Origin of the sequence: Cellulomonas telluris, assembly GCF_004886325.1 — a bacterium.
Lineage (GTDB): Bacteria > Actinomycetota > Actinomycetes > Actinomycetales > Cellulomonadaceae > Cellulomonas > Cellulomonas telluris.
Window position 1 is genome coordinate 119248 of the sequence record NZ_QXFN01000001.1, and the last position, 22939, is coordinate 142186.

Annotated in this window: 21 protein-coding genes; 6 read left to right on the forward strand and 15 right to left on the reverse strand. The window is 75.1% G+C overall.

Going from position 1 to position 22939, the window contains the following annotated elements:
- Positions 1 to 21: 21 nt before the first annotated feature.
- From FB586_RS00675 to FB586_RS00685, 3 genes are read right to left on the reverse strand one after another with little or no spacing between them, the layout of a single operon-like run.
- Entirely contained in the window at positions 22 to 1092 is a 1071-nt protein-coding gene (locus FB586_RS00675) for an ABC transporter ATP-binding protein (protein ID WP_136517431.1), read from the reverse strand.
- Positions 1089 to 2822, reverse strand: coding sequence for an ABC transporter permease (locus FB586_RS00680; RefSeq protein WP_136517432.1), 1734 nt, complete (start codon positions 2820 to 2822; stop codon positions 1089 to 1091). The genes FB586_RS00675 and FB586_RS00680 overlap by 4 nt, the downstream gene beginning before the upstream one ends.
- A 16-nt stretch (positions 2823 to 2838) precedes the next feature.
- On the reverse strand, positions 2839 to 3945 hold the full coding sequence (locus FB586_RS00685) for a thiamine ABC transporter substrate-binding protein (protein WP_136517433.1): 1107 nt from the start codon (positions 3943 to 3945) through the stop codon (positions 2839 to 2841).
- Between the two features lie 322 nt (positions 3946 to 4267).
- Between FB586_RS00685 and FB586_RS00690 the strand changes: the two genes are divergently transcribed.
- The gene (locus tag FB586_RS00690) at positions 4268 to 4522 is read left to right on the forward strand and encodes a DUF4235 domain-containing protein (RefSeq protein ID WP_246036283.1); all 255 of its coding nucleotides are present in this window, start codon (positions 4268 to 4270) and stop codon (positions 4520 to 4522) included.
- 81 nt (positions 4523 to 4603) lie between these two features.
- Here FB586_RS00690 and FB586_RS00695 read toward each other — a convergent pair whose 3' ends face one another.
- Positions 4604 to 6127, reverse strand: coding sequence for a SulP family inorganic anion transporter (locus tag FB586_RS00695; RefSeq protein ID WP_136518222.1), 1524 nt, complete (start codon positions 6125 to 6127; stop codon positions 4604 to 4606).
- A gap of 204 nt (positions 6128 to 6331) precedes the next feature.
- On the opposite strand from FB586_RS00695, the gene FB586_RS00700 reads away from it, so the two are divergent.
- The gene (locus FB586_RS00700) at positions 6332 to 6709 is read left to right on the forward strand and encodes a MerR family transcriptional regulator (RefSeq protein ID WP_136517434.1); all 378 of its coding nucleotides are present in this window, start codon (positions 6332 to 6334) and stop codon (positions 6707 to 6709) included.
- Between the two features lie 31 nt (positions 6710 to 6740).
- On the opposite strand, the gene mnhG is transcribed toward FB586_RS00700, so the two are convergent.
- The 7 genes from mnhG to FB586_RS00735 all read right to left on the reverse strand — a co-directional run bounded on the left by mnhG (position 6741) and on the right by FB586_RS00735 (position 14054).
- Complete coding sequence (gene mnhG, locus FB586_RS00705; protein WP_136517435.1) at positions 6741 to 7181, reverse strand: monovalent cation/H(+) antiporter subunit G; 441 nt, start codon at positions 7179 to 7181, stop codon at positions 6741 to 6743.
- A gap of 28 nt (positions 7182 to 7209) precedes the next feature.
- Positions 7210 to 7650 carry an MrpF/PhaF family protein gene (locus tag FB586_RS00710; protein WP_136518223.1) on the reverse strand — a complete coding sequence of 147 codons (441 nt, stop codon included), beginning with the start codon at positions 7648 to 7650 and terminating at the stop codon, positions 7210 to 7212.
- 5 nt (positions 7651 to 7655) lie between these two features.
- Positions 7656 to 8234 (reverse strand): Na+/H+ antiporter subunit E, encoded by a 579-nt coding sequence (locus tag FB586_RS00715; protein ID WP_136517436.1) that lies wholly within the window; start codon positions 8232 to 8234, stop codon positions 7656 to 7658.
- Positions 8231 to 9814 (reverse strand): Na+/H+ antiporter subunit D, encoded by a 1584-nt coding sequence (locus tag FB586_RS00720; RefSeq protein WP_136517437.1) that lies wholly within the window; start codon positions 9812 to 9814, stop codon positions 8231 to 8233. The genes FB586_RS00715 and FB586_RS00720 overlap by 4 nt, the downstream gene beginning before the upstream one ends.
- Positions 9811 to 10338: a Na(+)/H(+) antiporter subunit C gene (locus FB586_RS00725; protein ID WP_136518224.1), complete on the reverse strand. Its 528-nt coding sequence runs from the start codon at positions 10336 to 10338 to the stop codon at positions 9811 to 9813. The genes FB586_RS00720 and FB586_RS00725 overlap by 4 nt, the downstream gene beginning before the upstream one ends.
- Before the next feature lie 5 nt (positions 10339 to 10343).
- Positions 10344 to 13481 (reverse strand): Na+/H+ antiporter subunit A, encoded by a 3138-nt coding sequence (locus FB586_RS00730; protein ID WP_136517438.1) that lies wholly within the window; start codon positions 13479 to 13481, stop codon positions 10344 to 10346.
- A gap of 285 nt (positions 13482 to 13766) precedes the next feature.
- Positions 13767 to 14054, reverse strand: a complete 288-nt coding sequence (locus FB586_RS00735) for a hypothetical protein (RefSeq protein ID WP_136517439.1) — start codon at positions 14052 to 14054, stop codon at positions 13767 to 13769.
- Between the two features lie 155 nt (positions 14055 to 14209).
- Here FB586_RS00735 and FB586_RS00740 point away from each other — a divergent pair, with 155 nt between their 5' ends.
- Both FB586_RS00740 and FB586_RS00745 read left to right on the forward strand, forming a co-directional pair.
- Entirely contained in the window at positions 14210 to 16531 is a 2322-nt protein-coding gene (locus FB586_RS00740; RefSeq protein ID WP_136517440.1) for a (Fe-S)-binding protein, read from the forward strand.
- 211 nt (positions 16532 to 16742) lie between these two features.
- Complete coding sequence (locus tag FB586_RS00745; protein WP_136517441.1) at positions 16743 to 17915, forward strand: Fic family protein; 1173 nt, start codon at positions 16743 to 16745, stop codon at positions 17913 to 17915.
- Between the two features lie 24 nt (positions 17916 to 17939).
- Here the strand turns inward: FB586_RS00745 and FB586_RS00750 are convergent, their stop codons facing one another.
- Together FB586_RS00750 and FB586_RS00755 are read right to left on the reverse strand one after the other, a co-directional pair.
- Positions 17940 to 18830 (reverse strand): ABC transporter permease, encoded by an 891-nt coding sequence (locus FB586_RS00750; protein ID WP_136517442.1) that lies wholly within the window; start codon positions 18828 to 18830, stop codon positions 17940 to 17942.
- On the reverse strand, positions 18827 to 19555 hold the full coding sequence (locus FB586_RS00755; RefSeq protein WP_168800402.1) for an ABC transporter ATP-binding protein: 729 nt from the start codon (positions 19553 to 19555) through the stop codon (positions 18827 to 18829). The genes FB586_RS00750 and FB586_RS00755 overlap by 4 nt, the downstream gene beginning before the upstream one ends.
- A 163-nt stretch (positions 19556 to 19718) precedes the next feature.
- Between FB586_RS00755 and FB586_RS00760 the strand changes: the two genes are divergently transcribed.
- Together FB586_RS00760 and FB586_RS00765 are read left to right on the forward strand one after the other, a co-directional pair.
- Positions 19719 to 20960, forward strand: a complete 1242-nt coding sequence (locus FB586_RS00760) for a sensor histidine kinase (RefSeq protein WP_136517444.1) — start codon at positions 19719 to 19721, stop codon at positions 20958 to 20960.
- Complete coding sequence (locus FB586_RS00765) at positions 20957 to 21604, forward strand: response regulator (RefSeq protein WP_136517445.1); 648 nt, start codon at positions 20957 to 20959, stop codon at positions 21602 to 21604. Before FB586_RS00760 ends, FB586_RS00765 begins: the two co-directional genes overlap by 4 nt.
- A gap of 3 nt (positions 21605 to 21607) precedes the next feature.
- On the opposite strand, the gene FB586_RS00770 is transcribed toward FB586_RS00765, so the two are convergent.
- Both FB586_RS00770 and FB586_RS00775 read right to left on the reverse strand, forming a co-directional pair.
- Positions 21608 to 22582, reverse strand: a complete 975-nt coding sequence (locus FB586_RS00770; protein WP_136517446.1) for an SRPBCC family protein — start codon at positions 22580 to 22582, stop codon at positions 21608 to 21610.
- Positions 22579 to 22827 (reverse strand): helix-turn-helix domain-containing protein, encoded by a 249-nt coding sequence (locus FB586_RS00775; RefSeq protein ID WP_136517447.1) that lies wholly within the window; start codon positions 22825 to 22827, stop codon positions 22579 to 22581. The genes FB586_RS00770 and FB586_RS00775 overlap by 4 nt, the downstream gene beginning before the upstream one ends.
- Positions 22828 to 22939: the final 112 nt, after the last annotated feature.

Below are 22939 nucleotides of genomic sequence, written 5' to 3' on the forward strand. Positions count from 1 at the left end.
CGACGACGGCGCTGCGCGCGGTCAGGCGGTCGCGACGTCCGGGGCGACCCACGTGCCCGGCAGCGGCGCGACCGCCGCCGGGTCGGCACGCAGCAGGACGCTCGTGCCGGGCTCGCACGACCACCCGGCCGGGGCGAACGCGGTCACGCGCCCCACACCCGGCACGTCGACGACGACCTCGGTGCGCCCGCGCCGCGACCGCAGCAGCGTCACCGTGCCGACGACGTCGCCGGCGCCCGCCGCCCCGGTCCGCACGACCAGCGCACCGGCCGCCAGCGCGAGCGTCGTGCCGGCCCCGGGGCGCGGCTCGACCGCTCCGACGAGCGCCCGCACGGCGGGCTCGGCACCGTCGCGGTCGGCCGGCACCTCGACGAACGCCTCGTACCCGAGGAACTCCGCGACGCGCCGCGACGCGGGCCGGGACCACAGGGCCGCGGGTGCGGCGACCTGGAGCAGGCGTCCGGCGTCCATGACGGCGACCCGGTCGGCGACGGCGAACGCCTCGTCGTGGTCGTGCGTGACGAACAGCGCGGTCGTGCCGGTGGCGACGAGCACGTCGCGCAGGTCGAGCGCGAGCCGCTCGCGCAGGGAGCGGTCGAGCGCGGACAGCGGCTCGTCGAGCAGCAGCAGGCGCGGGCGCGGTGCGAGGGCACGGGCCAGGGCGACCCGCTGGCGCTCGCCACCGGACAGCGTCGCGACGTCGCGGCGCTGCGTGCCGGGCAGCCCGACGAGGTCGAGCAGCTCGGCGACGCGTGCGGCGCGCTCCGCCCGGGGCCGGCCCGCGAGGCCGTAGGCGACGTTGCCCGCGACGTCGAGGTGCCCGAACAGCTGGCCGTCCTGGAACAGCAGGCCGAACCCGCGCCGGTGCACGGGCACGCCCGTCACCCCGACGCCGTCCCAGGCGACGTCGCCCGCCGCGAGCGGCTCGAGCCCCGCCACCGCGCGCAGCAGCGACGACTTGCCGCAGCCCGACGGGCCGAGCAGCGCGACGACCTCCCCCACCGGCACGTCGAGCGACACCGCGTCCACCGCGGGGCGCGCCGCGCCCGGGTACCGCACCACGACCTCGCGCACGCCCAGACCGTCGCTCACCAGCTGCTCCCCACACCGGGCGAGCGCAGCCGCTCGCACACCGCCACGATCCCCGCGGTCAGCGCCGCGAGCAGCACGGACGCCGCCAGGGCGGTCCCGTAGTTGTCGACACCCGGCCGCCCGAGCAGCCGGAAGATGACGACCGGCAGCGTCGGGTTCTCGGGACGAGCGAGGAACGACGTCGCGCCGAACTCCCCCAGCGACGCGGCGAACGCGAACCCCAGCGCGAGGCCGAGCGAGCGCAGCGCGACCGCCAGGTCCACCGTGCGCAGGACACGCGCCGGGGACGCGCCGAGCGTCGCCGCCGCCTCCCGCAGCCGCGGGTCGATCGCGCGGAGCACCGGCAGCACGGTCCGCACGACGAGCGGCACGGCGACGACCGCCTGCGCGACCGGCACGAGCACGCCGGACGTCCGCAGGTCCAGCGGGAGGCCGAGCGGTCGGTCCATCGACACGAGGAACCCGAACCCGACCGTCACCGCGGACACCCCGAGCGGCAGCATGAACAGCGCGTCGAGCCCTGCCACGGCCCGCCGCCCGGCCGCGGCGCGCGGCCGGCGCGACACCACGAGCGCGACCAGGCCGCCGACGAGCACCGCGATCACGGTCGCGTCGAGCGCGACCCGCAGCGACGTCACGGCCGCCTCCCACGGGGTCACGCGCAGCACGTCAGCGGGCTCGGCGAGCCGGGCGTAGTTGCCCAGTCCCCACCCGTCCGGCGTGCGCAGCGAGCGGACCACGAGGTTGACCAGCGGCAGCGCGATCAGGCCGGCGACGGTGACGGCGGTGACGACGACGGCGACCATGTCGAACGGGTCGCGCAGGCGCACGGGGTGCGCCGCGTCGACGGGCTCGGTCAGGTGCAGCGCCCGCTCGGTGCGGGCGCGGGCGCGGCCCGCGAGCGCGAGCGCGGCGACCACGACGACGAGCTGCACGACCGACAGCACGGCGGCGGCGCGCAGGTCGAGGAACTGCGTGGTCTGCACCCAGATCTCGGTCTCGACCGTGCCGAACTGCCGCCCGCCCAGCACGAGCACGGTGCCGAACGCGGTCGCGCAGAACAGGAACGTCAGGGACGCGGCGGACGCGATCGCGGGGGCGAGCGCGGGCAGCGTCACGGTCCGGAAGGCCCGCCACGGCGACGCGCCGAGCGAGCGCGCGGCCTGCTCGGCGCGCGGGTCGAGCCGCTCCCACAGCCCACCCACCGTGCGTACGACGACGGCGGTGTTGAAGAAGACGAGCGCCAGGACGATCGCCGTCATGGTCCCGTCGAGCCCGAGCCCGAGCCCGCCGAGCAGCCCGCCCTCGACCAGCAGCGAGCGGAACGCGACGCCGACCACCACCGTCGGCAGCACGAACGGCACGGTGACGAACGCCCGCACCGCCGCGCGCCCCGGGAACGTGCACCGGTGCAGCAGGTACGCGGCGGGGACCCCGAGCAGCACCGACCCCAGCGTGCCGAGCGTCGCCTGCGTGAGGGTCTGCCCGACGATCCGCCACGTGCGCGGCCGGCCCAGCACGTCCGCGAACCCGCCCAGGTCGAGCGCGCCGTCGGTGACGAACCCGCGGCCGACGATCGCCGCGACCGGCCAGGCGAAGAACACGCCGAGGAACACCAGCGGCACGACGACCGCGGCGCCCCAGAACAGGACGCGCCCGGGCGGCACGCCGCCGCCGCGCGGCCCGGGGGCCGGTGCGGCGGGGCGTGCCCGCTCGAGCGTCGTCGTCATCTCGTCCCCGGGTCGGTCAGCCGACGACCGTGTCGGACCAGGTCGCCAGCCACTCCTCGCGGTGCGCGTCGATGTCCGCCGGGGCGACCTCGAACGGCTGCTCGGCGAGCGGCGCCCAGCGGGTCCACTCCTCGGGCAGCTCGACGGCGGTGCTGACCGGGTAGACGTACATCGACCCCGGCAGGTCGGCCTGGACGGCGTCGGAGAGCAGGAAGTCGATCAGCTGCGCACCGCCCTCGGGGTTGTCCGCGCCCGCGAGCACCCCCGCGTACTCGACCTGCCGGAAGCACGTGTCGAGGAGCGCGCGCGTGGTGGGCTCCGTCCCGCCCTCGGGGACCGTGAACGGCGGGGACGACGCGTACGACAGCACGATCGGCCGCGGCCCGTCGCCGCCGCCCGCGGTGAAGTCCGTGTAGTACGCCTCGCTCCAGCCGTCGGCGACCTTCAGGCCGTTGTCGCGCAGGCCCGCCCAGTAGTCGACCCACCCGTCCTCGCCGAACGCGCCGATCGTCGCGAGGACGAACGCCAGCCCCGGGGACGAGGTGACGGGGTCGGGCACGACGAGCAGGCCGCGGTAGGCCGGGTCGAGCAGGCTCTCGAGCGTCGTCGGCTCGGGCACCCCCTGCTCCGCGAACCACGCGGTGTCGACGTTGACGCAGACGTCGGAGTAGTCGACCGCGGTCAGCGCGCCGTCGTCGTCGCCCTCGACCGCGTACCGGGCCGCGTCCTCGGCGGCCGGTGCCGTCACGTCCGCCGGGACGACGACGCCCTCGTCGAGCGCGCGCGTCGCGAACGCGTTGTCGAGCCCGTAGACGACGTCACCGAGCGGCGCGTCCTTGGTGAGCACGAGCTGGTTCGCGAGCGCGCCGGCGTCGGCCTGCTGCACCACCTCGACGGTCAGCCCGGACTCCTCCTCGAACTGCTCGAGCAGCCCCTCCGACAGGGCGAAGGACTCGTGGGTCACGAGCGTGACGGTGCCGCCGCCGGCGGTGCCGGTCGCGTCGTCGCTCGCGCCGCTGCCGGAGCCGGAGCCGACGGCGGAGCAGGCGGTCAGGGCGAGGGCGGCGGCCCCGGCCGTCGCCAGGGCACGGGCGCCGGGGCGCCACGTCGTGCGGGGGGTCATCTGTCCTCCGTCGTCGTGCGGAGGGGTCCCCGCCGACGACGCACCGCACGGCGCGACGACCGGCGGGGAAAGAGCTGCCCGACTCCCTACGCCGGTATCACCCGGATCAGGTTCGAGGGTCTGCGGTGGTCCGCACTCTCAGCGTCCGGGCACCCTGCGGCGCTCGACGCTCCCCTGTCGTTCACGGCCGATCCTAGACCCGCGGCGGCGGCGGTCCGGACGCCCGTCCGGGGCGGCGCAGGCGGCACCGGACTGCGGAGCGGGGCGCGCGCCGTTAGCGTCGTCCCCGGCAGCGGACACGGTGCGGGACCTGGGAGGACGCGTGGCGGACAACGACAAGTCGATGGTGGCGAAGATCGTCGGCATGGGCGTGACGCTCGGGGCGGCGTGGGTGGCCCACAAGGTCATCGACGCGGCGTGGGAGAGGACCCGCGGGCACAAGCCGCCGGCGGCGGACTCCACGGACGAGGACATCAACTTCTCGGAGGTCGCCGCGGCCGCCGTCATCACGGGTGCGCTCGTCGCCCTCTCGCGCGTGCTGGCGACCCGCGGCGCCGCGAAGCTCATCGGGCGGTAGCGCCGGCACGGACGTGCAGCGTCCGTCGCGCCCGGTGGGACGAACGCTGCACGGCACCGCCCGGGGCGGGCGCGGGTCGCCTCAGTGGCCGGCGCCGAGGGTGCCCGCGAGGCGGTCCAGGCGCGCCCTGCTGTCCGCGTTGACACCGACGAACTCGACCCGCGTGCCGCGGGCGGCGTAGCGGGTGCGGATCGCGTCGAGCGCGGCGACCGTGGACGCGTCCCACACGTGGGCGCGGGACAGGTCGATCACGACGCGCTCCGGGTCGCCCGTGTAGTCGAAGCGGTGCACCAGGTCGTTCGACGACGCGAAGAACAGCGCGCCCTCGACGGCGTAGACGCGCGTCCCGTCCTCGTCCGACGCGTCGAGCCGCGTCACGGTCGTCAGGTGCGCGACGCGGCGCGCGAACAGGACCGTCGCGACGAGCACGCCGACGCCCACCCCGTACGCGAGGTTGTGCGTCGCGACGGTGACCGCGACGGTCGAGAGCATCACGGCCGTCTCGGACAGCGGCATGCGGCGCAGCGTGCGCAGCGAGTGCCAGTCGAACGTGCCGACGGCGACCATGACCATGACCGCGACCAGCGCGGCCATCGGCATCACGGCCACGACGTCCCCGAGCCCCACGCACAGCGCCAGCAGGAAGACCCCGGCGAGGAACGTGGAGATCCGCGTGCGGGCGCCGGAGACCTTCACGTTGATCATCGTCTGGCCGATCATCGCGCAGCCGCCCATGCCCCCGAAGAAGCCGGTGACGACGTTCGCGACGCCCTGCCCCCACGACTCGCGCGTCTTGTCGGAGTGGGTGTCCGTGACCTCGTCGACGAGCTTCGCGGTCATGAGCGACTCGAGCAGGCCGACGACGGCCATGGCGAGCGCGTACGGGAGCACGATCTGCAGCGTCTCGAGCGTGAACGGCACGTCCGGGACGAGCAGCGTGGGCAGGCTCTCGGGCAGCGCGCCCTCGTCGCCGACGGTCGGCACGGCGATCCCGGCGGCCACGACGAGGACCGTGAGCAGGACGATCGCGACGAGGGGCGCGGGGACGACGGTCGTGAACCGTGGCAGCAGCACCATGATCGCGATGCCGGCGGCGACGAGCGGGTAGACGACCCACGGCACGTCGACGAGGTGCGTGAGCTGCGACGTGAAGATGAGGATCGCGAGCGCGTTGACGAAGCCGACCATCACCGAGCGCGGGATGAAGCGCATGAGCCGGGCGACGCCCGCGAGCCCGAGCACGACCTGCAGCACGCCCGCCAGGACCACGGTCGCGAGCAGGTACTCGACCCCGTGCTCGCGCACGACCGGCGCCACGACGAGCGCGACCGCGCCGGTCGCGGCGGAGATCATCGCCGGCCGCCCGCCGACGACCGCGATGGTCACCGCCATCGTGAACGACGCGAACAGGCCCAGCCGCGGGTCCACGCCCGCGATGATCGAGAACGCGATCGCCTCGGGGATGAGCGCGAGGGCGACGACGAGGCCCGCGAGCACCTCCGTCCGCAGGCGCGCCGGCGAGCGCAGCGCGGAGCGGACGGACCACGCCTCGTCGGCCTCGGGCGCGCCGTCGACCGGCACGGGGGCGGGGGCCGGGTCGGGCATCGGGACGGCTGACGTGGGCGTGGCGTCGGGGGGCGTGTCGGCGGGCACGGCTGTCCCCTTCCGGGGTGACGAGGGGTGGGAACCGCGCGCGACGTCGGGCACGGCAGGGCGAGGCGCCCTGGGGCGACGGCAACTCTACCCTTACGTGAGGGTAGGGTCGAACGTCCGCGAACCGACGCCCCCCCGACCGGCAGGATGGTGCCCATGACCGACGAGCCCCCGACGACGATGCACATCGGCGCGGTCGCCGAGCGGACGGGCCTGTCGCTGCGCACCCTGCGCCACTACGACGAGGTCGGCCTGCTGCGCCCCTCCGCCCGCACCGACGGCGGGTTCCGGCTCTACACGGACGCCGACGTGGAGCGGCTGCTGCTCATCCGCCGCATGAAGCCGCTCGGCTTCACGCTCGAGGAGATGGCCGACCTGCTCGCCGTCACCGACCGCATCGCCGCCGGCGACGTCGACGAGGGCGTGCGCGCGCAGCTCGAGGGCCACCTCGCCGCCGCCCGGGAGCGGCGGGCCGACCTCGCGCGCCGGCTGGCGATGGCCGACGAGTTCATCGCCCTGCTCGAGGCCCGCTGACGCGCGCGGGACCGGCCGGCAGCGGCGTCGGTCAGCGGGGGCCGACGGCCCCGTCCGGCTCCGGTGCGTCCGGTCCCGTCGGCTCCCCCGACTCCGGGTCGTCCGTCGTGTCGTTGCCCGCGGCACGCAGGTCCCGCGTGAGCTCGTCGACCACGAGCAGGTCGTGCCGCACCTTGCCCGTGCGGTAGCCGGCGCGTCCGACCATGTGCGCGGCGACCGGGGCGGTGAGCATCTGGAAGATCGCGACGAGGACGAGCGCCCACACCGCGCCGCCCTCGCGCAGCCGCAGCGCGAGCCCGACCAGCACGAGGATCAGCCCGAGCGTCTGCGGCTTGGTGCCGGCGTGCATGCGCGACAGCAGGTCGGGGAACCGCAGGGCGCCGACGCCCGCCGCGAGCACGAAGAACGCGCCGCCCAGCAGGCAGACGACCGACACGACGTCCGCGACGAGGGTCCACTGGTCCTCGCTCATGCGCGCCCCCTCCCCCGGGTCGCCCCCGTCATCGGACCTCCCCCTCGGCCCCGCCGCCGTGCGACTCGGCGTCCGGCGCGTCCTCGACCGTGTCCTGCGTGCTCTCGGGCACGTGCCGGCGCCGGCGCTGCGCCTCCTCCTCCTGCTCGCGGCGGCGGCGCTCGGCCTCCTCGGCAGCGACCTCCTCGCGCGTGCGCACGCGCCCCTCGCCCTCGGGCTCCACGGACGCGAAGCGCGCGATGGTCACCGACCCGACGAACCCGACGAGGGACAGCACGACGAGGATCGGCACGACGTCGGCCCGGCGGCGCGCGGCCGCGTACAGCGCGACGGCGGCGACCATCGCCGTGACGACGATGTCGAGAGCGACCGTCCGGTCGAGCATCGACGGGCCCTTCTCCGCGCGCACGACCGCGAACGTCGCACCGAGGGTGAGCAGCACGGCGCTGACGCCGACCACCACGTCCATCGCGGTCACCGCGTCACCTCCGCCCGGCTGCGCCCGCGGCCGGCCGCCAGCCCGGCCCGGACGAGCTCCTCGTCCGACGCGAGCGCGCGCAGCACCCGCTCCTCCTGCTCCAGCACCGACCGGCGCGCGACCTCGACCCCGCCCGACGTCTCCACGTCGAGCACGTGGATGTACAGCCGGCCGGTGAGCCGGTGCGCCTCGACGACCAGCGACCCCGGCACGAGGGACACGAGCTCGGCGGTCAGCGTGAGGTACAGGTCGGAGTGGCTGCGCAGCTGCACGCACACGACCGCACCCCGCGGCGTGTGCCGCGGCCGCAGCGCGACCAGGCTGACCTCGAACGACGCCCGCACGAGGTCGACGAGGAAACGCCCGACCAGCACCGCCAGCGCCCCCGGACGCACGCGCCCGTGCAGGTCGATCGGGGTCATGCGCAGTCCCGCCGTCACCAGGACGCCGAGCAGCGCGCCGTTGACGACGTTGCCGAGGCTGATGTCGCCCCACAGCAGGACCCACACGGCGGTCAGCCACAGGACCGTGGGCCACTGCGTGCGCAGCGAGCCGCGGCGCGGGTGCAGGCTCACGGGTCCACCTCCACCGCGTCGTCGGAGCCGGGCTCGTCGTCGGTCTCGGCGACGTCGGCCGACTCGCCCAGCCCGCGACGGCCGTCGGGCAGGACGGCCTCGACGTACGGCGTGCGCTCGATGAGCGTCTCCGCGGCGCGCTCGGTGTACGAGTAGAGCGGACCGGCGAAGACCGTCAGCGCGACGCCGACGGCCACCAGCGCGCCGGCGGGGACGGCCATCGTCGCGGGCACCCGGGTGCGGGGCAGCTCCTCGGGCGGCGTCTGCCAGAACGCCTTGTTCCACGCCTTGACGAGTGCGTACAGGGTGAGCAGCGACGTGACGACGGACCCCACGACCAGCGCGTACGCGAGCGGCGTGCCCACGGCGACGCCGGCCTCGAGCAGCCCGACCTTGCCGAGGAAGCCCGAGAGCGGCGGGATGCCGGCGAGGTTCATCGCGGGCACGAAGAACAGGACCGCCAGCACGGGAGCGAGCTTCGCGAGCCCGCCGAGCCGGTCCAGCGACGTCGTCCCGCCGTACCGCTCGACGAGCCCGACCACGAGGAACAGCGCCGTCTGGACGGTGATGTGGTGCACCACGTAGTAGATCGCCGCGGTCCAGCCGGTCTCGGTGCCGAGCGCGATGCCGAACACCATGTAGCCGATGTGGCTGACGAGTGTGAAGGACAGGAGTCGCTTGACGTCGTCCTGCGCGACCGCGCCGAGGATGCCGACGAGCATCGTCGCGAGCGCGAGCACCATGAGCACCTCGTCGACGCGCCCCTCGGGGAACAGCAGGCTCTGGGTGCGGATGATCGCGTAGACGCCGACCTTGGTGAGCAGGCCGGCGAACACCGCGGTGACCGGCGCGGGGGCCGTCGGGTACGAGTCCGGCAGCCACGCCGACAGCGGGAAGACGGCGGCCTTGATGCCGAACGCCAGCAGCAGGGCGACCTGCAGCACGAGCCGCACGCCCGGGTCGACCTCCGGCAGCCGGAGCGCGAGCTGCGCGAGGTTGAGCGTCCCGGTCGCGGCGTACACGGCGCCGATCGCGACCAGGAAGAGGATCGACGACAGGATCGACACGACGACGTAGACCGTGCCGGCCCGGATGCGCTCGCCGGTGCCGCTCAGCGAGATCAGCACGTACGACGCCGCGAGCAGGATCTCGAACCCGACGTAGATGTTGAACAGGTCGCCCGAGAGGAACGCGTTCGCGACGCCCGCCGACAGCACGAGGTACGTCGGGTGGTAGATCGAGACCGGTGCCCCGCTCTCGCCGTCCTGCTGACCCTGCGCGAGCGAGTACAGCAGGACGCACAGCGTCACCGCCGACGAGACGGTCAGCATGAGGGCGGACAGCCGGTCCGCGACGAGGTCGATGCCGACCGGCGCGGCCCACCCGCCGACGTCGACGACCACCGGTCCGCCGTCGGCCAGCACGAGCAGCCCCGCGGACACCACGAGCACGAGCGAGAGCGCGACGACCGTCACGATCCGCTGGAGGCGTGGGCGACGCGCGAGCGCGAGCGTCAGCCCGGCGGCCGAGAGCGGCAGCACGACGGGCAGCGGGACGAGCCACGTCCAGTCCGTGGTCATCGCGTCACCCCCGCCGTGCTGTCCTCGTCGTCCTGCGCCGGCCCGTGGTCGACGGCGCCGGAACCCGGCCCGCCGCGGTCGGTCTCGTCGCGTGCGATCGCGGCCTCCTCGGCGAGGGTCTCGCCGTCGCCCTCCGTGTCCGTGTCCTCGAAGGCGCGCTCGTCGCGCGCCGCCAGCCGGGCGATGCGGCGGTCCTCGACGTCGTCCTGCACCTCGTCGTGCCGGTGCAGCTGCCACGAGCGGTACGCCATGGCGAGCAGGAACGCGGTGAGGCCGAGCGTGATGACGATGGCCGTGAGCACGAGCGCCTGCGGCAGGGGGTCCGACATCTCCCCCTCAGGGGTCACGCCGATCAGCGGCGGTCCCCCGGCGGCACCGCCCGCCACGAGGATGAGCAGGTTGGCGCCGTTGCTGAGCATGGCGACCCCGACGAGCACGCGCGTCAGGCTGCGCTCGAGCACGAGGTAGGTGCCGGCGGCGAACAGGACGCCGATGACGACGACGAGCGTCAGGTTCGGGCTCATGTCGATCACGGGACCACCTCCGGCCCCTCGCCGGACCCGCGCTCGACGGCGTGCCCCGCCGCGCGCGCCGGGACCGTCTCGCCGGCCTCGAGCCGCGCCACGTCGTCGCCGCCGACCGCGTCGGCCGCGACCTCGTCCTCGCCGGACTCGGCGCGTCGGTCGATCTCGGCGCCGAGGCTGCGCAGCACGTCGAGCACCAGCCCGACGACCACGAGGTACACGCCGACGTCGAAGAACAGGCTGGTCACGAGCTTCACCTCGCCCCATACCGGCAGCGTGAACTCGAGGATCCACGACTGCAGCACCGTGCCGCCGAAGACGAGCGCCCCCAGGCCCACGCCGGCCGACAGGAACAGCCCGAGGCCCAGCAGCACGCCGGGCTGCACGGGTGCGGCCTCGCCGAGCTCGTAGCGCCCGCCCGCCAGGTACCGCACGGCGAGCGCGATGCCCGTGACCAGGCCCGCGGCGAACCCGCCGCCGGGCTGGTTGTGCCCGCTGAACAGCAGGTACACCGAGTACACGATCATCGTGTGGAAGAGGAGCCGGACGACGACCTCGAAGATGACGGAGCGGCGCTGCGGCGCGAGCGTGCGCCCGGCACGCAGCCACTCGCGGGCGCGCGCGCCCGTGCCGACACCGGCCCGGCGGGTGCCCGGGGCTCCCGGCTCGGCGTCCGCCGGCACCTGGACGGAGCCCGCGGGACGGCGGATCGCCGCCATCGGGTCGGGCACCCCGCCCCACACCGCCCGGTCCGCCGGCGCCTCGCGCTCACGGAAGATGCGGCCTGACCGCGCGGACAGGAAGACGAGCGAGGCGACGCCCGTCGCGGCGACGAGCAGCACCGAGATCTCGCCCATGGTGTCCCACGCGCGGATGTCGACGAGCGTGACGTTGACGATGTTCTTGCCGCCGCCGAACTCGTACGCCTCCTCGGCGAAGTCGGCGGACACCGGCGCGTGCACGCGAGCCGAGGGTGCGACGAGCGCGATCCCCGCGACGACGACGCCCACGGCGACGCCGATCGCGAGCCGCACGTACCGCGACAGGGCGAGCGGGCGGTCGGAGAAGTAGGGGGGCAGGCGCCGCAGCACGAGCACGAACACGACCAGCGAGATCGTCTCGACCAGCACCTGCGTGAGCGCGAGGTCCGGCGCACCGTGCAGCAGGAACAGCCCCGCGATCGCGTACCCGCCGATGCCCAGCAGGATGATCGCCTTGAGCCGGCGCCGGGCGCGCGCGGCGAGGACCGCCGACACCACGACCACGGCGCCGAACACGGCCTGCGCGGCGTAGTCCCAGGGCCGCACCGCGTCGGGCCACGACGTGCCGGACGCGAGGGCCGTCCCCACGGCCGTGCACCACGCGACCAGGATGATGCCGAGGTAGACGGGCAGCGAGCCGCGCTGCGTGATCGCCGTGACGTCGGCCGCGAGGTCGTCCAGGCGGCGCATGGACCGGCGGTAGACGCGGTCGGCCTCGAGCACGCGCGGCGCCCGGCCCTGCCAGCGCTCCACCCGGTCCCGCGCGACGAACAGGAGGCCGCCGACGCCGAGGATCCCGATCGTCAGCCAGAAGGCGGGCGTGACGCCCGCCCAGAGCACGAGGTGCCCGGGCTCGCCGTGCGGGTAGGTCGAGGCGTGCGGCAGGAGCAGGTCCTCGCCGAGCCCCGGCAGCAGGGCGACGGCGACACCGAGCAGCGCGAGGACCAGCGCGGGCCACACGAGCAGCAGCGACGGGTGGGTGATCTGCGCGGGCGCCGACGACTCGTGGCCTCCCTCGGCGAGCGACGTCGTCGTCGCGCCGCCCTCGCCGTCGTCCGCCTGCGCCTCGGTGAGCACGGCCTTCTTCGTCGCGAACGCGCCCCACCACAGGCGCAGCCCGTACGCGACGGTGAGCGCGGAGCCGACGACGACCGCGCCGAGCACGACCCAGCCGAGCGGGTCGCCCTCGGCGTGCAGCAGGGCCTCGAGCCCCGCCTCCTTGGCGACGTAGCCCGCGAACGGCGGCAGGCCGATCATCGACGCGGTCGCGAGCGCGCCGGCCGCGGCCGTCCACGGCAGCTCCCGGCCCACGCCCGACAGGCGCCGCAGGTCACGCGTGCCGCACGCGGCGTCGACGATGCCGACGACGAGGAACAGCGACGCCTTGAACATCGCGTGCGCGCCGAGCATCGCCAGGCCCGCGAGCGCGGCCCCCTGCGTGCCCTGCCCGACGAGCAGGACGATCAGGCCGAGCTGGCTCACCGTGCCGAACGCGAGGACGAGCTTGAGGTCGTGCTGGCGCAGCGCCCGGTACCCGCCGAGCAGCAGCGTGCCGGCGCCGAGCAGGACCACGGTCCACTGCCACACCGGCTGGTCGGCGTACGCGGGGGCGAACCGCGCGATGAGGTACACGCCGGCCTTCACCATCGCTGCCGCGTGCAGGTACGCGCTCACGGGGGTCGGCGCGGCCATCGCCGCGGGCAGCCAGTAGTGGAACGGGACGAGCGCCGACTTCGTCACCGCACCGGCGAGCAGGCACGCGATGCCCGCGACGACGAGCGGCCCCTGGGTCGGCGGGTCCGCCAGGAGCGCGGAGAGCGAGTACGACCCGGCCTCGTGCGCGAGCAGGACGACGCCGACGAGCATGGCCAGGCCACCGGCGGTCGTCACCACGATGGCCTGCATCGCCGCTCGGCGGCTCGCCTTGCGGTCCGCGTAGTGCCCGATGAGCAGGTACGACGTGACCGTCGTGAGCTCCCAGAAGACGAACAGCAGCAGCATGTCGTCCGCGGTGACCAGCCCGAGCATCGAGCCGGCGAACGCCGTGAAGACCCCGCCGAAGCGACCCAGGCCGGCCGCGGTCGGCTTGAAGTACGCCGAGCAGTAGACGAGCACGAGCGCACCGACGCCGCCCACGACCACCGTCATCAGCCACGACAGCGTGTCCAGCCGGAACGACAGCTCGAGGCCCAGCGTCGGGATCCACTCGACGACCTCGACGGGCCCGCGCCCGTACCGCACGACCGCGGTGTGCGCGAGCGCCCACGCGGCCGCCGAGGCGGGGGCCAGGGCGAGGACCCAGAACGCCCGGCGACCGAGCCACGCGACGAGCGCGGGCGCGACGAGGGCCGCTGCGAGGTGCACGGTCAGCAGCAGCAGCAACGTCCGGCTCTCCGTCCTGGTCGGGGGCGGTGGGCGGCAGGTCTCGATGTGGCCCGACCCGGACGCCGCGGGGACGGGCGTCCGGGGACCGGCCCGGGGGGAGCCGGGCGGCCGGGCGGTCGAAGGTGCGGCCATGCGCGGCGACGCGGGAGCGCCGTCGTGATGGGCAAGGGAGCACCAGAACTCTATCAACCGCTCGTCGTGCCACCGGTCGCGCGCTCACCCTCCCGGGTGGACGCGCTCCCGCGTCGGGAGGGCTGTGGACGGGTCGTGCGGGCCGTCGGATCAGAGCCGGATGGGCTCCCCCAGGAGCACCATCCCCGGTGGGAACTGCCCGTCCATCACCGTCTCGACCTGCCGCCGCGCCTCCTCCGCGCTCTCGGCGTGCACCTGCAGCTCGAGCGTCGTCGGGCCGGGGTCGGGGCGTCCGGCGTCCGCCTCGCCGTCGTCGACGGGGGCGTCCGGCATCTCGGCGGCGAGGCCGGAGGTCCGCAGCCGGTCCAGGAACGTGCTCCCGTCACGCTTCGCGGTGTCGAGGTCGGGGAACGTGACGGGGATGACGAAGGTCTCCATCCGTCCATGCTCCGTGCGCCCGCCGTCGCGGCAACCGGGGCGGGACGTCCGGTGCCGACGGCGAGCCGACCCCAGCCCGTCCCGCCGCCGTGCCGCCCACTTCCCGGGACGGACGACCGTCCCCGGCGTCGCCGGCCGCCGTTAGCGTGAGCGAGGTGAGCCCCCTGCAGGTGGTGTGCGTCGTGCTGGCGTCCGTCGCGACGGTCGTCGGCGTGGCCGCGTTCGTGCGCGGCGTCGTGGTGATCGTGCGGACGGTGCGGGTCGGACGGGCCGCGCCCGGGCGGTCGGGACCGGCCGGTCAGCGGCTGCGCACGCTCGTGCGCGAGGTCGTCGGGCACGGGCGCTTCCAGCAGCGGCCGGCGGTGCGCGCCGCGCACTGGGTGGTCATGGTGTCCTTCCCCGTCCTGGTCGTGACGCTGCTGACCGGGTACGGGCAGCTCGTCGACCCGCGCTACGGCCTGCCGGTGCTCGGCCACTGGGCGCCGCTGGAGTGGGCGGTCGAGGTCTTCGCGTGGCTCGGGCTCGTCGGCATCGCGTACCTGACGTCGGTGCGCCTGCGCGCGCGCCCGCGTCCGGGCGTCGCCGTGACGACCGACGCCGCCGGGGAGGACGGCCCGCACGCCGTGCCGCACGCCGGCGCCGAGCCGCAGCCCGTGACGGCGCAGCAGCGGCGCTCCCGGTTCTTCCGGTCGAACATGCGCTGGGCGTACGTCGTCGAGGCGACCATCTGGCTCGTCGTGCTCGCGGTGCTGGCCCTGCGCGGGCTCGAGTACGCGCTGGGCGCGCAGGACGGCGAGCCGTGGGCGACGGCGCTGCACTTCCCGCTGACCGCGTGGTTCGGGGCGGCGTGGACCGGGGCCCCGGCCGCGACGCTCGAGGCCGCCGTGCTCGTCGTCGCGACCGTGAAGATCCTCGTCTCGATGGGCTGGTTCGTGTTCGTCGGCCTGTCGCCCACGGCCGGCATCGCGTGGCACCGGTTCCTGGCGTTCGTCAACGTGTACGCACGCCGCGAGCCGGACGGCTCCCCGGCGCTGGGGCCGCTCGCACCGCTGCGCGGCCCGGACGGCGCGCCGCTCGACCTCACGGCCGCCGAGGACCTGCCGGACGACGTGCGGCTCGGCGCCGGCGCCGTCGAGGACCTCACGTGGAAGCAGCTGCTCGACACCTCCACCTGCACCGAGTGCGGTCGCTGCCAGGAGCAGTGCCCGGCGTGGGCCACGGGCAAGCCGCTCAACCCCAAGCTCGTCATGACGGCGCTGCGCGACCACGCGGCGGCGACCGCGCCGTACGTCACCGCGGCGCGCGCGGCGGGTGCGCCGGCCGAGGCCGCCGCCGACCCGCACCTGGGCGTCGACCTGGTCGGCGCCGGCGTGATCGACCCCGACGTGCTGTGGTCCTGCACGACGTGCGGCGCGTGCGTCCAGCAGTGCCCGGTCGACATCGAGCACGTCGACACGCTCGTGGACATCCGCCGCTACCAGGTGCTCATGGAGTCGGCGTTCCCCGCCGAGCTCGGCGGCACGTTCACCAAGCTCGAGCGGCGCGGCAACCCGTGGGGCCTGCCGGCCCGGCAGCGCCTGGACTGGGCGAAGGGGCTGCCGTTCGACGTGCCGGTGGTCGGCGCCGACGTCGAGTCCGCCGCCGACGTCGACTACCTGTTCTGGGTCGGCTGCGCCGGGGCCTTCGAGGACCGGGCGAGGCGCACGACGCGGGCGGTCGCCGAGCTGCTGCACGTCGCGGGCGTCTCGTTCGCCGTCCTCGGCGACGGCGAGACCTGCAGCGGCGACCCCGCGCGCCGCGCCGGCAACGAGCTGCTCTACCAGATGCTCGCGACGCAGAACGTCGAGACCCTCACCGAGGCCGGCGCGCAGCGGATCGTCGTGACGTGCGCGCACTGCTTCAACACGATCGCGCGCGAGTACCCGGCGATGGGCGGGCGGTTCGAGGTCGTGCACCACACGCAGCTGCTCGACCGGCTCGTCGGCGAGGGACGCCTGCGCTTCGCCCCCGGCACCGGCGACGACGGCACGGGCCGGACGGTCACGTACCACGACCCCTGCTACCTGGGCCGGCACAACGAGGTCTACACACCCCCGCGCGACCTCGTCGCCGCGATCCCGGGCGTGGAGCTGGCCGAGATGCCGCGGAACCGGGAGACGTCCTTCTGCTGCGGCGCCGGCGGTGCGCGGATGTGGATGGAGGAGAGCCTCGGCGAGCGCATCGGCACCGTCCGCGCGGCCGAGGCGGTCGCGACGGGTGCCGACGCGATCGCGACCGCCTGCCCCTTCTGCACCGTGATGCTGAGCGACGGCGTCGCCGCCACCGCACGTGCCCCGGAGGCGGGCGAGCCGGTGACGGCGCCGGCGGCGGGCGACCTGCGCGGGACGGCGGCGCCCGTCGCGCGGCCGGGGGTGCCGGAGGTCGCCGACATCGCGGTGCTCCTGCTCGACCGCGTCGCGGACCGCCCGACGCGCTGAGCGCGCAGCATCACGATCGGCCTCCTCCAAGGGAAGCAGGAGGCGTCCAAGTGCCACTTGGATGATTCACTCCCGCACCAAGCGTGACGTGCGAAGAGTTGGAAGTCCGGCCTGCAACTCCTAATGAACTTGAGCAGTCGGGTAGACAATCCAAGGCAGCGCGTGTGGAACTGTGCCGGATGACCAAGTGCGTTGCCGCTATCGTTGGAGCATGTTGCCCACGGCGTACATGGACACCCCGTTCGGCCGCCCTCACCGGACCCCGGGCGACAGTCGCGCGTTCTGGCACTACAGCCCGCGACCGATTCCTCGTGACCTCCAGCTGGACCTCGCGACGGTCTCCGCGCTGTCTCGTGCAGACAACGCGCTGGGTCTCCTTGCGGGATTCGGACACCTTGTCCGCGACCCCGAGCTGCTGCTCGGCCCTTACCTGCGACGAGAGGCGCTCGCGAGCACGCGCATCGAAGGGACTCGCACGACCCTCGATGAGGTGCTTCGAACGGAGATTCACCTCAGCAAAGCGAACGCGGACACGGAAGAGGTCTGGCAGTACATCTCGGCCGCCCGGCTCGGCATGAAGCTGATCGAGGAGCTCCCGCTGAGCCAGCGCTTGATCAAGGCGGTTCACAAGGAGCTCCTCCAGGGAGTCCGCGGACAGGAGCGCATGCCCGGGCAGCTGCGCACCTCGCCCGTGTGGGTCGGGTCTCCTACCGACACCCCTGACACGGCGGAGTACGTTCCACCCCTCCACACCCAACTGCCCGAGCTGATGGGAGACCTTGAGTCGTTCGCGAACGAGCCGAGTCCATACCCGCCCTTGGTCCACGCCGGTCTGCTGCACTACCAGTTCGAGACGATCCACCCGTTCCTCGACGGCAACGGGAGGATCGGGCGTCTTCTCGTATCGCTCTACCTCATCCAGCAGGGCCGCCTACCGTCGCCGATCCTCTACCTCTCGGGCTACCTGGAGAACCACCGGTCCGAGTACTACGCCCGGCTACAGGCAGTCCGCGAGAAGGGGCAGATCCAGGAGTGGCTGCAGTTCTTCCTGACCGCAGTCGAGAAGCAGGCAACGGACGGGGCAACCAGGGCTCGCCTCCTCGTGCAGAAGCGCGAGGAGTACTTCGCGGAGGCGTCGACGAGCCGGTCCCGCCTGTCCGTCATCGCAGACCTTGTCTTCCAGAACCCGGTCATCACGGTCGCTCGCGCAGAGGCTGCATCGGGCCTGACGAACCAGGGCGCGCGCAACCTCGTGGCTGAGGCGGAACGCCGAGGATGGCTCACGAAGGTTGGTCGCATCAGCGGGCGTGACTACTGGTTGGCGCGCGCCGTGTACGCCGTGATGCAGGATCCGCTCGACACACTGGCTCCTGCACGCGGATGAGCGCACGTGCGCTCCATCGGCCCGTCAGCCGCGGCGGGTGACCGCCTCGCGGCGGGCGGCGAGCAGCGCGACCGCGCCGAGCAGCACGGCGCTGCCGAGCACCCACGCGACGTGCACCGCGACCGGCTGCGTGGCCGCCCCGGTGAACGCCGCCACGTCCGCGTCCGGCATGACGAGCCGGTAGGCGAGCTGACCGAAGTGGAACGTCGGCAGGTACGGCGCGATGTCGCCCATGACGTCGGGCAGCTCCGAGAGCGGCATGAAGAACCCGGACGCGAACGCGAGCGGCAGGAACAGCAGGTTCGCGACGACCGTCGCCGCGCGCGGCCGCGCCAGGTACGCGATCGCGAAGCCCAGCGTGCTGAACAGCAGCACCCCCGCCGTCATGAGGGCCGCGAACGCCGCCCACTCCCCCACGTCGAGCCGCACACCGCCCGCGAGCGCCGCCAGCAGGCCGGTGCTGAGCACGATGAGCAGCGCGTGCACCGCCGCGGTGAGCGACGTGCCCGCCAGGTACACGCCCGTGGGGAACGGGGTCGCGCGCAGCGTGCGGAACCAGCCGCGGCCGCGGTCCTTGGCGACGTTCTCGCCGAACGTGAACAGCGCGAGCGAGACGACGCCGTACGCGGTGAGCGAGACGAGCATCGCCAGACCCACGCGGGTCCCGCCCGGCAGCTGCGAGGACGCGTTGGGCAGCCCGAACATCGCGTAGAGCAGCACGGGCACCGCCACGGCGCCCACCGCGAACTCGGCGTTGCGGAACGACGAGCGCAGGTCGACCACCACCGTGGCGGCCAGCAGCCCGGCCCGTCCGCCGGTGGGGCGCGGAGCCGCCGCGCGCGGTGCGGCAGCGACAGGCGCGGCAGCGGGCCGTCCCGTGCCGTGCGTCGCGGAGGTGCGGGGTGTCGCCGTCATCGGTCCTCTCCGTCCGGTCCGGCGCTCGTGCGCTCCTGCGTGAGGGTGAGGAAGACCTCCTCGAGGTCGTCCCGCCCGTGGTGGGTCAGCTCGTCGGGGCTCGCGTCGGCCCGCACGCGGCCGTCCGCGAGGACGACGACGCGGTCGGCCACGCCCTGCGCCTCGGCGAGGTCGTGGGTCGCGAAGACGACGGTGGCGCCGTCGGCGACGCTCTCGCGCGCCCGCTCCCAGAAGGCGCGGCGCGAGGCGACGTCCATGGCGGCGGTCGGCTCGTCGAGCAGCAGCAGGTCGGGCGCGCCGACCAGGGCCATCGCGAGCAGCAGACGCTGCCGCTCCCCGCCGGACAGGGCGGTGACGACCTTGTCCGCGTGCTTGGTTAACGCGGTCCGCGCCAGCACGTCGTCGGTCCGGTGCGCGCGCGGGTACGCCCGGCCGACCAGCCCGACCAGCTCGCGCACCGTCACCTGCTCGGGCAGGCCGGCGCCCTGCAGCATCGCGCCGACGCGCCCCCGCTGCGCCCCCGGGCGGCCGCCGAGCACGCGCACCCGCCCCTGCGTCGGCCGTGCCAGCCCCAGCAGCAGCTCGAACGTCGTCGTCTTGCCCGCCCCGTTCGGGCCGAGCACGGCGACGAGCTCCCCCTCCTCGACGGCCAGGTCGAGGCCGTCGAGCGCCGGCACGCCCGCGTACTCCTTGTGCACGTCGTCCAGCTCCAGCACCGCGCCCACGGCGGCCCCCTTCCCTCGTCCGTCGCCGCCCCGGTCGGGCGGCTGGTCCGGCGTCCTCGACGCTAGGGACACCACCGGGGCGGGCGGACGTGCCGGCGGTCACCGGCTGCACCCATGACCTCCGGCACTCCCGGGGCCGCGGGGCCCGCGCTACGGTCGCCGGGTGGACGCCGTCGGGAGCCCCACCCCTGCGGGGTCCGGCGCGGGCGAGCCGCTCCGGGCGGGCCCGCGGGCGCCCACGGCGACGCAGCCCGCCGACCGGCTCGGCGCGGGCGCCGGCATGCTCGCCGTCGTCGCGGTCGGGGTCGCCCAGGTCGTCACCGACCTGACGTTCACCCAGGCCCCGGCGGCGGCCCGGGCCGTGTGGTGGGCCGCGTTCGCGGTGTACGCGGCCGCGTTCGCCCTCGACGCCGAGCTCGTGCCGCTGCGCCGGCAGCCGCCCGAGCGCGTGCTCGTCGTCGTCCTCGTCGTGGCCGCCTCCGTCGCCTGGGTGGCGAACCCCTCCGCCGACTGGACGCCGGTGCTGTTCGTCGTCACAGCGGCGGCGGCGACCGCGCTGCTCACCCCGGCGGGCGTCGTCGGTCTGGTCACCCTGCAGTCCCTGGTGACGGCCGTGGGCGCGGCGCTCGACGGGCGGGGCACGATCGGCGTGCCCTTCACGGTGGCGATCTACGCGTCGTTCCAGGCGTTCGCGGCGATCGTCGTGCGGACGGCCATGCGCGAGGCGCAGGCGCGCGAGGAGGCCGACGCGGCCCACGCCGCGCTCGCGGCCGTGCACGCCGACCTCGCCGCCGCGCACGCCGACCTGCGGGCGACGACCGTGCTGCTCGGCGCGTCGAGCCGCGACGCCGAGCGGCTGCGCATCGCGCGCGACCTGCACGACGTCATCGGCCACCAGCTCACAGCGCTCGCGCTGGAGCTCGAGATCGCGTCGCACCGGGTCGAGGGGGAGGCCGCCGAGCACGTCGCGCGGGCCCGCGCGGTCGCGAAGGACCTGCTGCGGGACGTCCGTGCGGTGGTCGGCGAGCTGCGCGGCGGCGCGGGCGACCTGGAGCCGACCCTGCGCGAGGTCCTCGACCTGCCGGGCCTGACGGTCGCGCTGTCCGTCGACCCCGCGCTGCGGCTGGACGACGCCCGACTCGTCGCCGTGGTGCGGTGCGTGCAGGAGGCGGCGACGAACGCGCTGCGGCACGCGCCGGGTGCGACGCGGCTCGCGGTGCGCGTGCGGCGCGAGGGCGACGACGTCGAGGTCGACGTGCACGACGACGGCCCCGGTGCCGTGGCCTGGGAGCCGGGGCACGGCCTGCGGGGCATGCAGGAGCGGGTGGCGGCGCTCGGCGGGACGCTCGCCGTGGACCCCGGGCCCGGCCGCGGGTTCCGCGTGACGGCGCGGGTGCCCGCGTGACCCGGGTCGTGCTGGTCGACGACCAGACGCTCGTCCGCCAGGGGGTGCGCGGGCTGCTCGCGCTGACCGACGCGGTCGACGTGGTGGCGGAGGGCGCCGACGGCGACGAGGCGCTCGCGCTGGTCGCCGAGCACCGCCCGGACGTCCTGCTGCTCGACCTGCAGATGCCGCGCCGCGACGGCATCGCCGTGCTGGAGGCGCTGCGGGAGGCGGACGACCCCACGCCCGTGCTCGTGCTCACGACGTTCGACGACGACGCGCTCGTGGCGCGGGCGCTCGGCGCGGGAGCCCGCGGGTACCTGCTCAAGGACGTGACGCTCGACCAGCTCGTCGACGCGGTGCGCCGCGTGGCGGACGGCGAGCGGCTGTGGCAGCCGGCGGTCACCGAGCGGCTGCTGCGCGCGCTGCTCGACCGGCCGGCCGCCGTCGAGGGCATCGAGCGGCCCGAGCCGCTGACCGCCCGCGAGCTGGACGTGCTGCGGCTGCTCGCGGCGGGCTGGTCGAACCGCGAGATCGCGGACTCGCTGCACCTCGCACCCGGCACGGTGAAGAACCACGTCTCCGCCGTGCTGCTCAAGCTCGGCGTGCGGGACCGCACGCGCGCGGTGCTGCGGGCGCTGGAGCTGGGGCTGCTGGGGCGGTGACGCTCAGCGGAGCGCGCGGGCGATCCCCGCGTGCTTGGCCAGCAGCATCTGGCCCCAGGCCAGCCGGGCCACGGGGCGCAGCAGCAGCCCCACCACCGCACGCCAGCCGCCGACCCCGAGCCAGCGGACGGTGAGGTCCACGCGCGTGCCGCCCCCGGACGGGGTGAGCGCGACCGCCAGGCGCTGCACGGGCGCGCCGCCGGGGCGGTCGGGGCGGCGCAGCTCCCACTCGACCAGGCGCCCTTCCTCCCGCGCGACGGGGACCACCTCCTGCCGCTCGAAGCCCGGCGGCACGGGCTTGGCGCCCTCCGCCTCGCCGACCAGCGTCGCGGCGAGGACGCCGTCGGCCCGCTCCTCGACCGCTGAGTACCACGGGTCCCACGCGGTGCGGCGCGCCGGGTCGGTCACCAGCGACCAGACCTCGGCGGGCGCCGCCGGGACCCACCCGCGGCGGGTCACGGTGCGCCACGGACGCGGGTCCGGGCTGAACAGGGCGCCGGAGGGTGCGGTCGCGGTCGGGACCCACGCGTCGAGCGCGGTCAGGACGCCCTCCGCGTCGAGCCCGAGCACGGCGAGCACCTCCGCCACGAACCCGCTCGGCTCGCGCACCAGGTCCCGCAGGATCCGGCGGTCGTCGACCAGGCGCAGGTCCCACTGGCCCGCCGTGAGCACGCGGTCGGCGCGCGGCGACCACGGCAGCCCGCCTCCCGTGCGGGGCAGCGTGCGCGGCTGGGCGGGCGGCGCGGGCACGCCGGCGCGGGCGAGCCGGTCGGCGTGCACCTGCGCGACGGCGGACCGCGCGCGGTCCACGGTGACCCCGAGCGAGCGCAGCACGTCGCCCGCCGGGCCGCCGACGGCCGTGAGCGCGACGAGCAGGTCGTCGAGCTCGAGCTCGGCGTGCCCGACGCGGTAGGCCTCCTCGGTGGCCGTGACGACGATCTGCTGCGAGAGGACGACGGCGTCCGTCAGGCGGCTCATGTGCGGTTCCTCCGAGGGACGGCGATGGTCGGGTCGATGCGCCTGGCGTACTTCTTGTGGACGGCCTGCCGCGTGACGCCGAGGGCGTCGGCGATCTCCTGCCAGCTCATGCCGGCACGCAGCGCGGCCTCGACCTGGCGCAGCTCGTAGGACTCGACGAGCACGCGCAGCGAGGACACGGCCCGCAGCCCGGTGAGCGGGTCGGACGTGTCGCCGGCGGCGACGGCGACCTCGGGTTGTTCCACGCGTGTCAACCTAGGTTGCTCGGCCGAGCCTGTCAACGCCCGTTGCTAACGGCGGGAGGGCGGCGGCCCGCGCCGGCGTCGGGGCGCCCGGCGGCCGCCTGCCGTAGCGTCC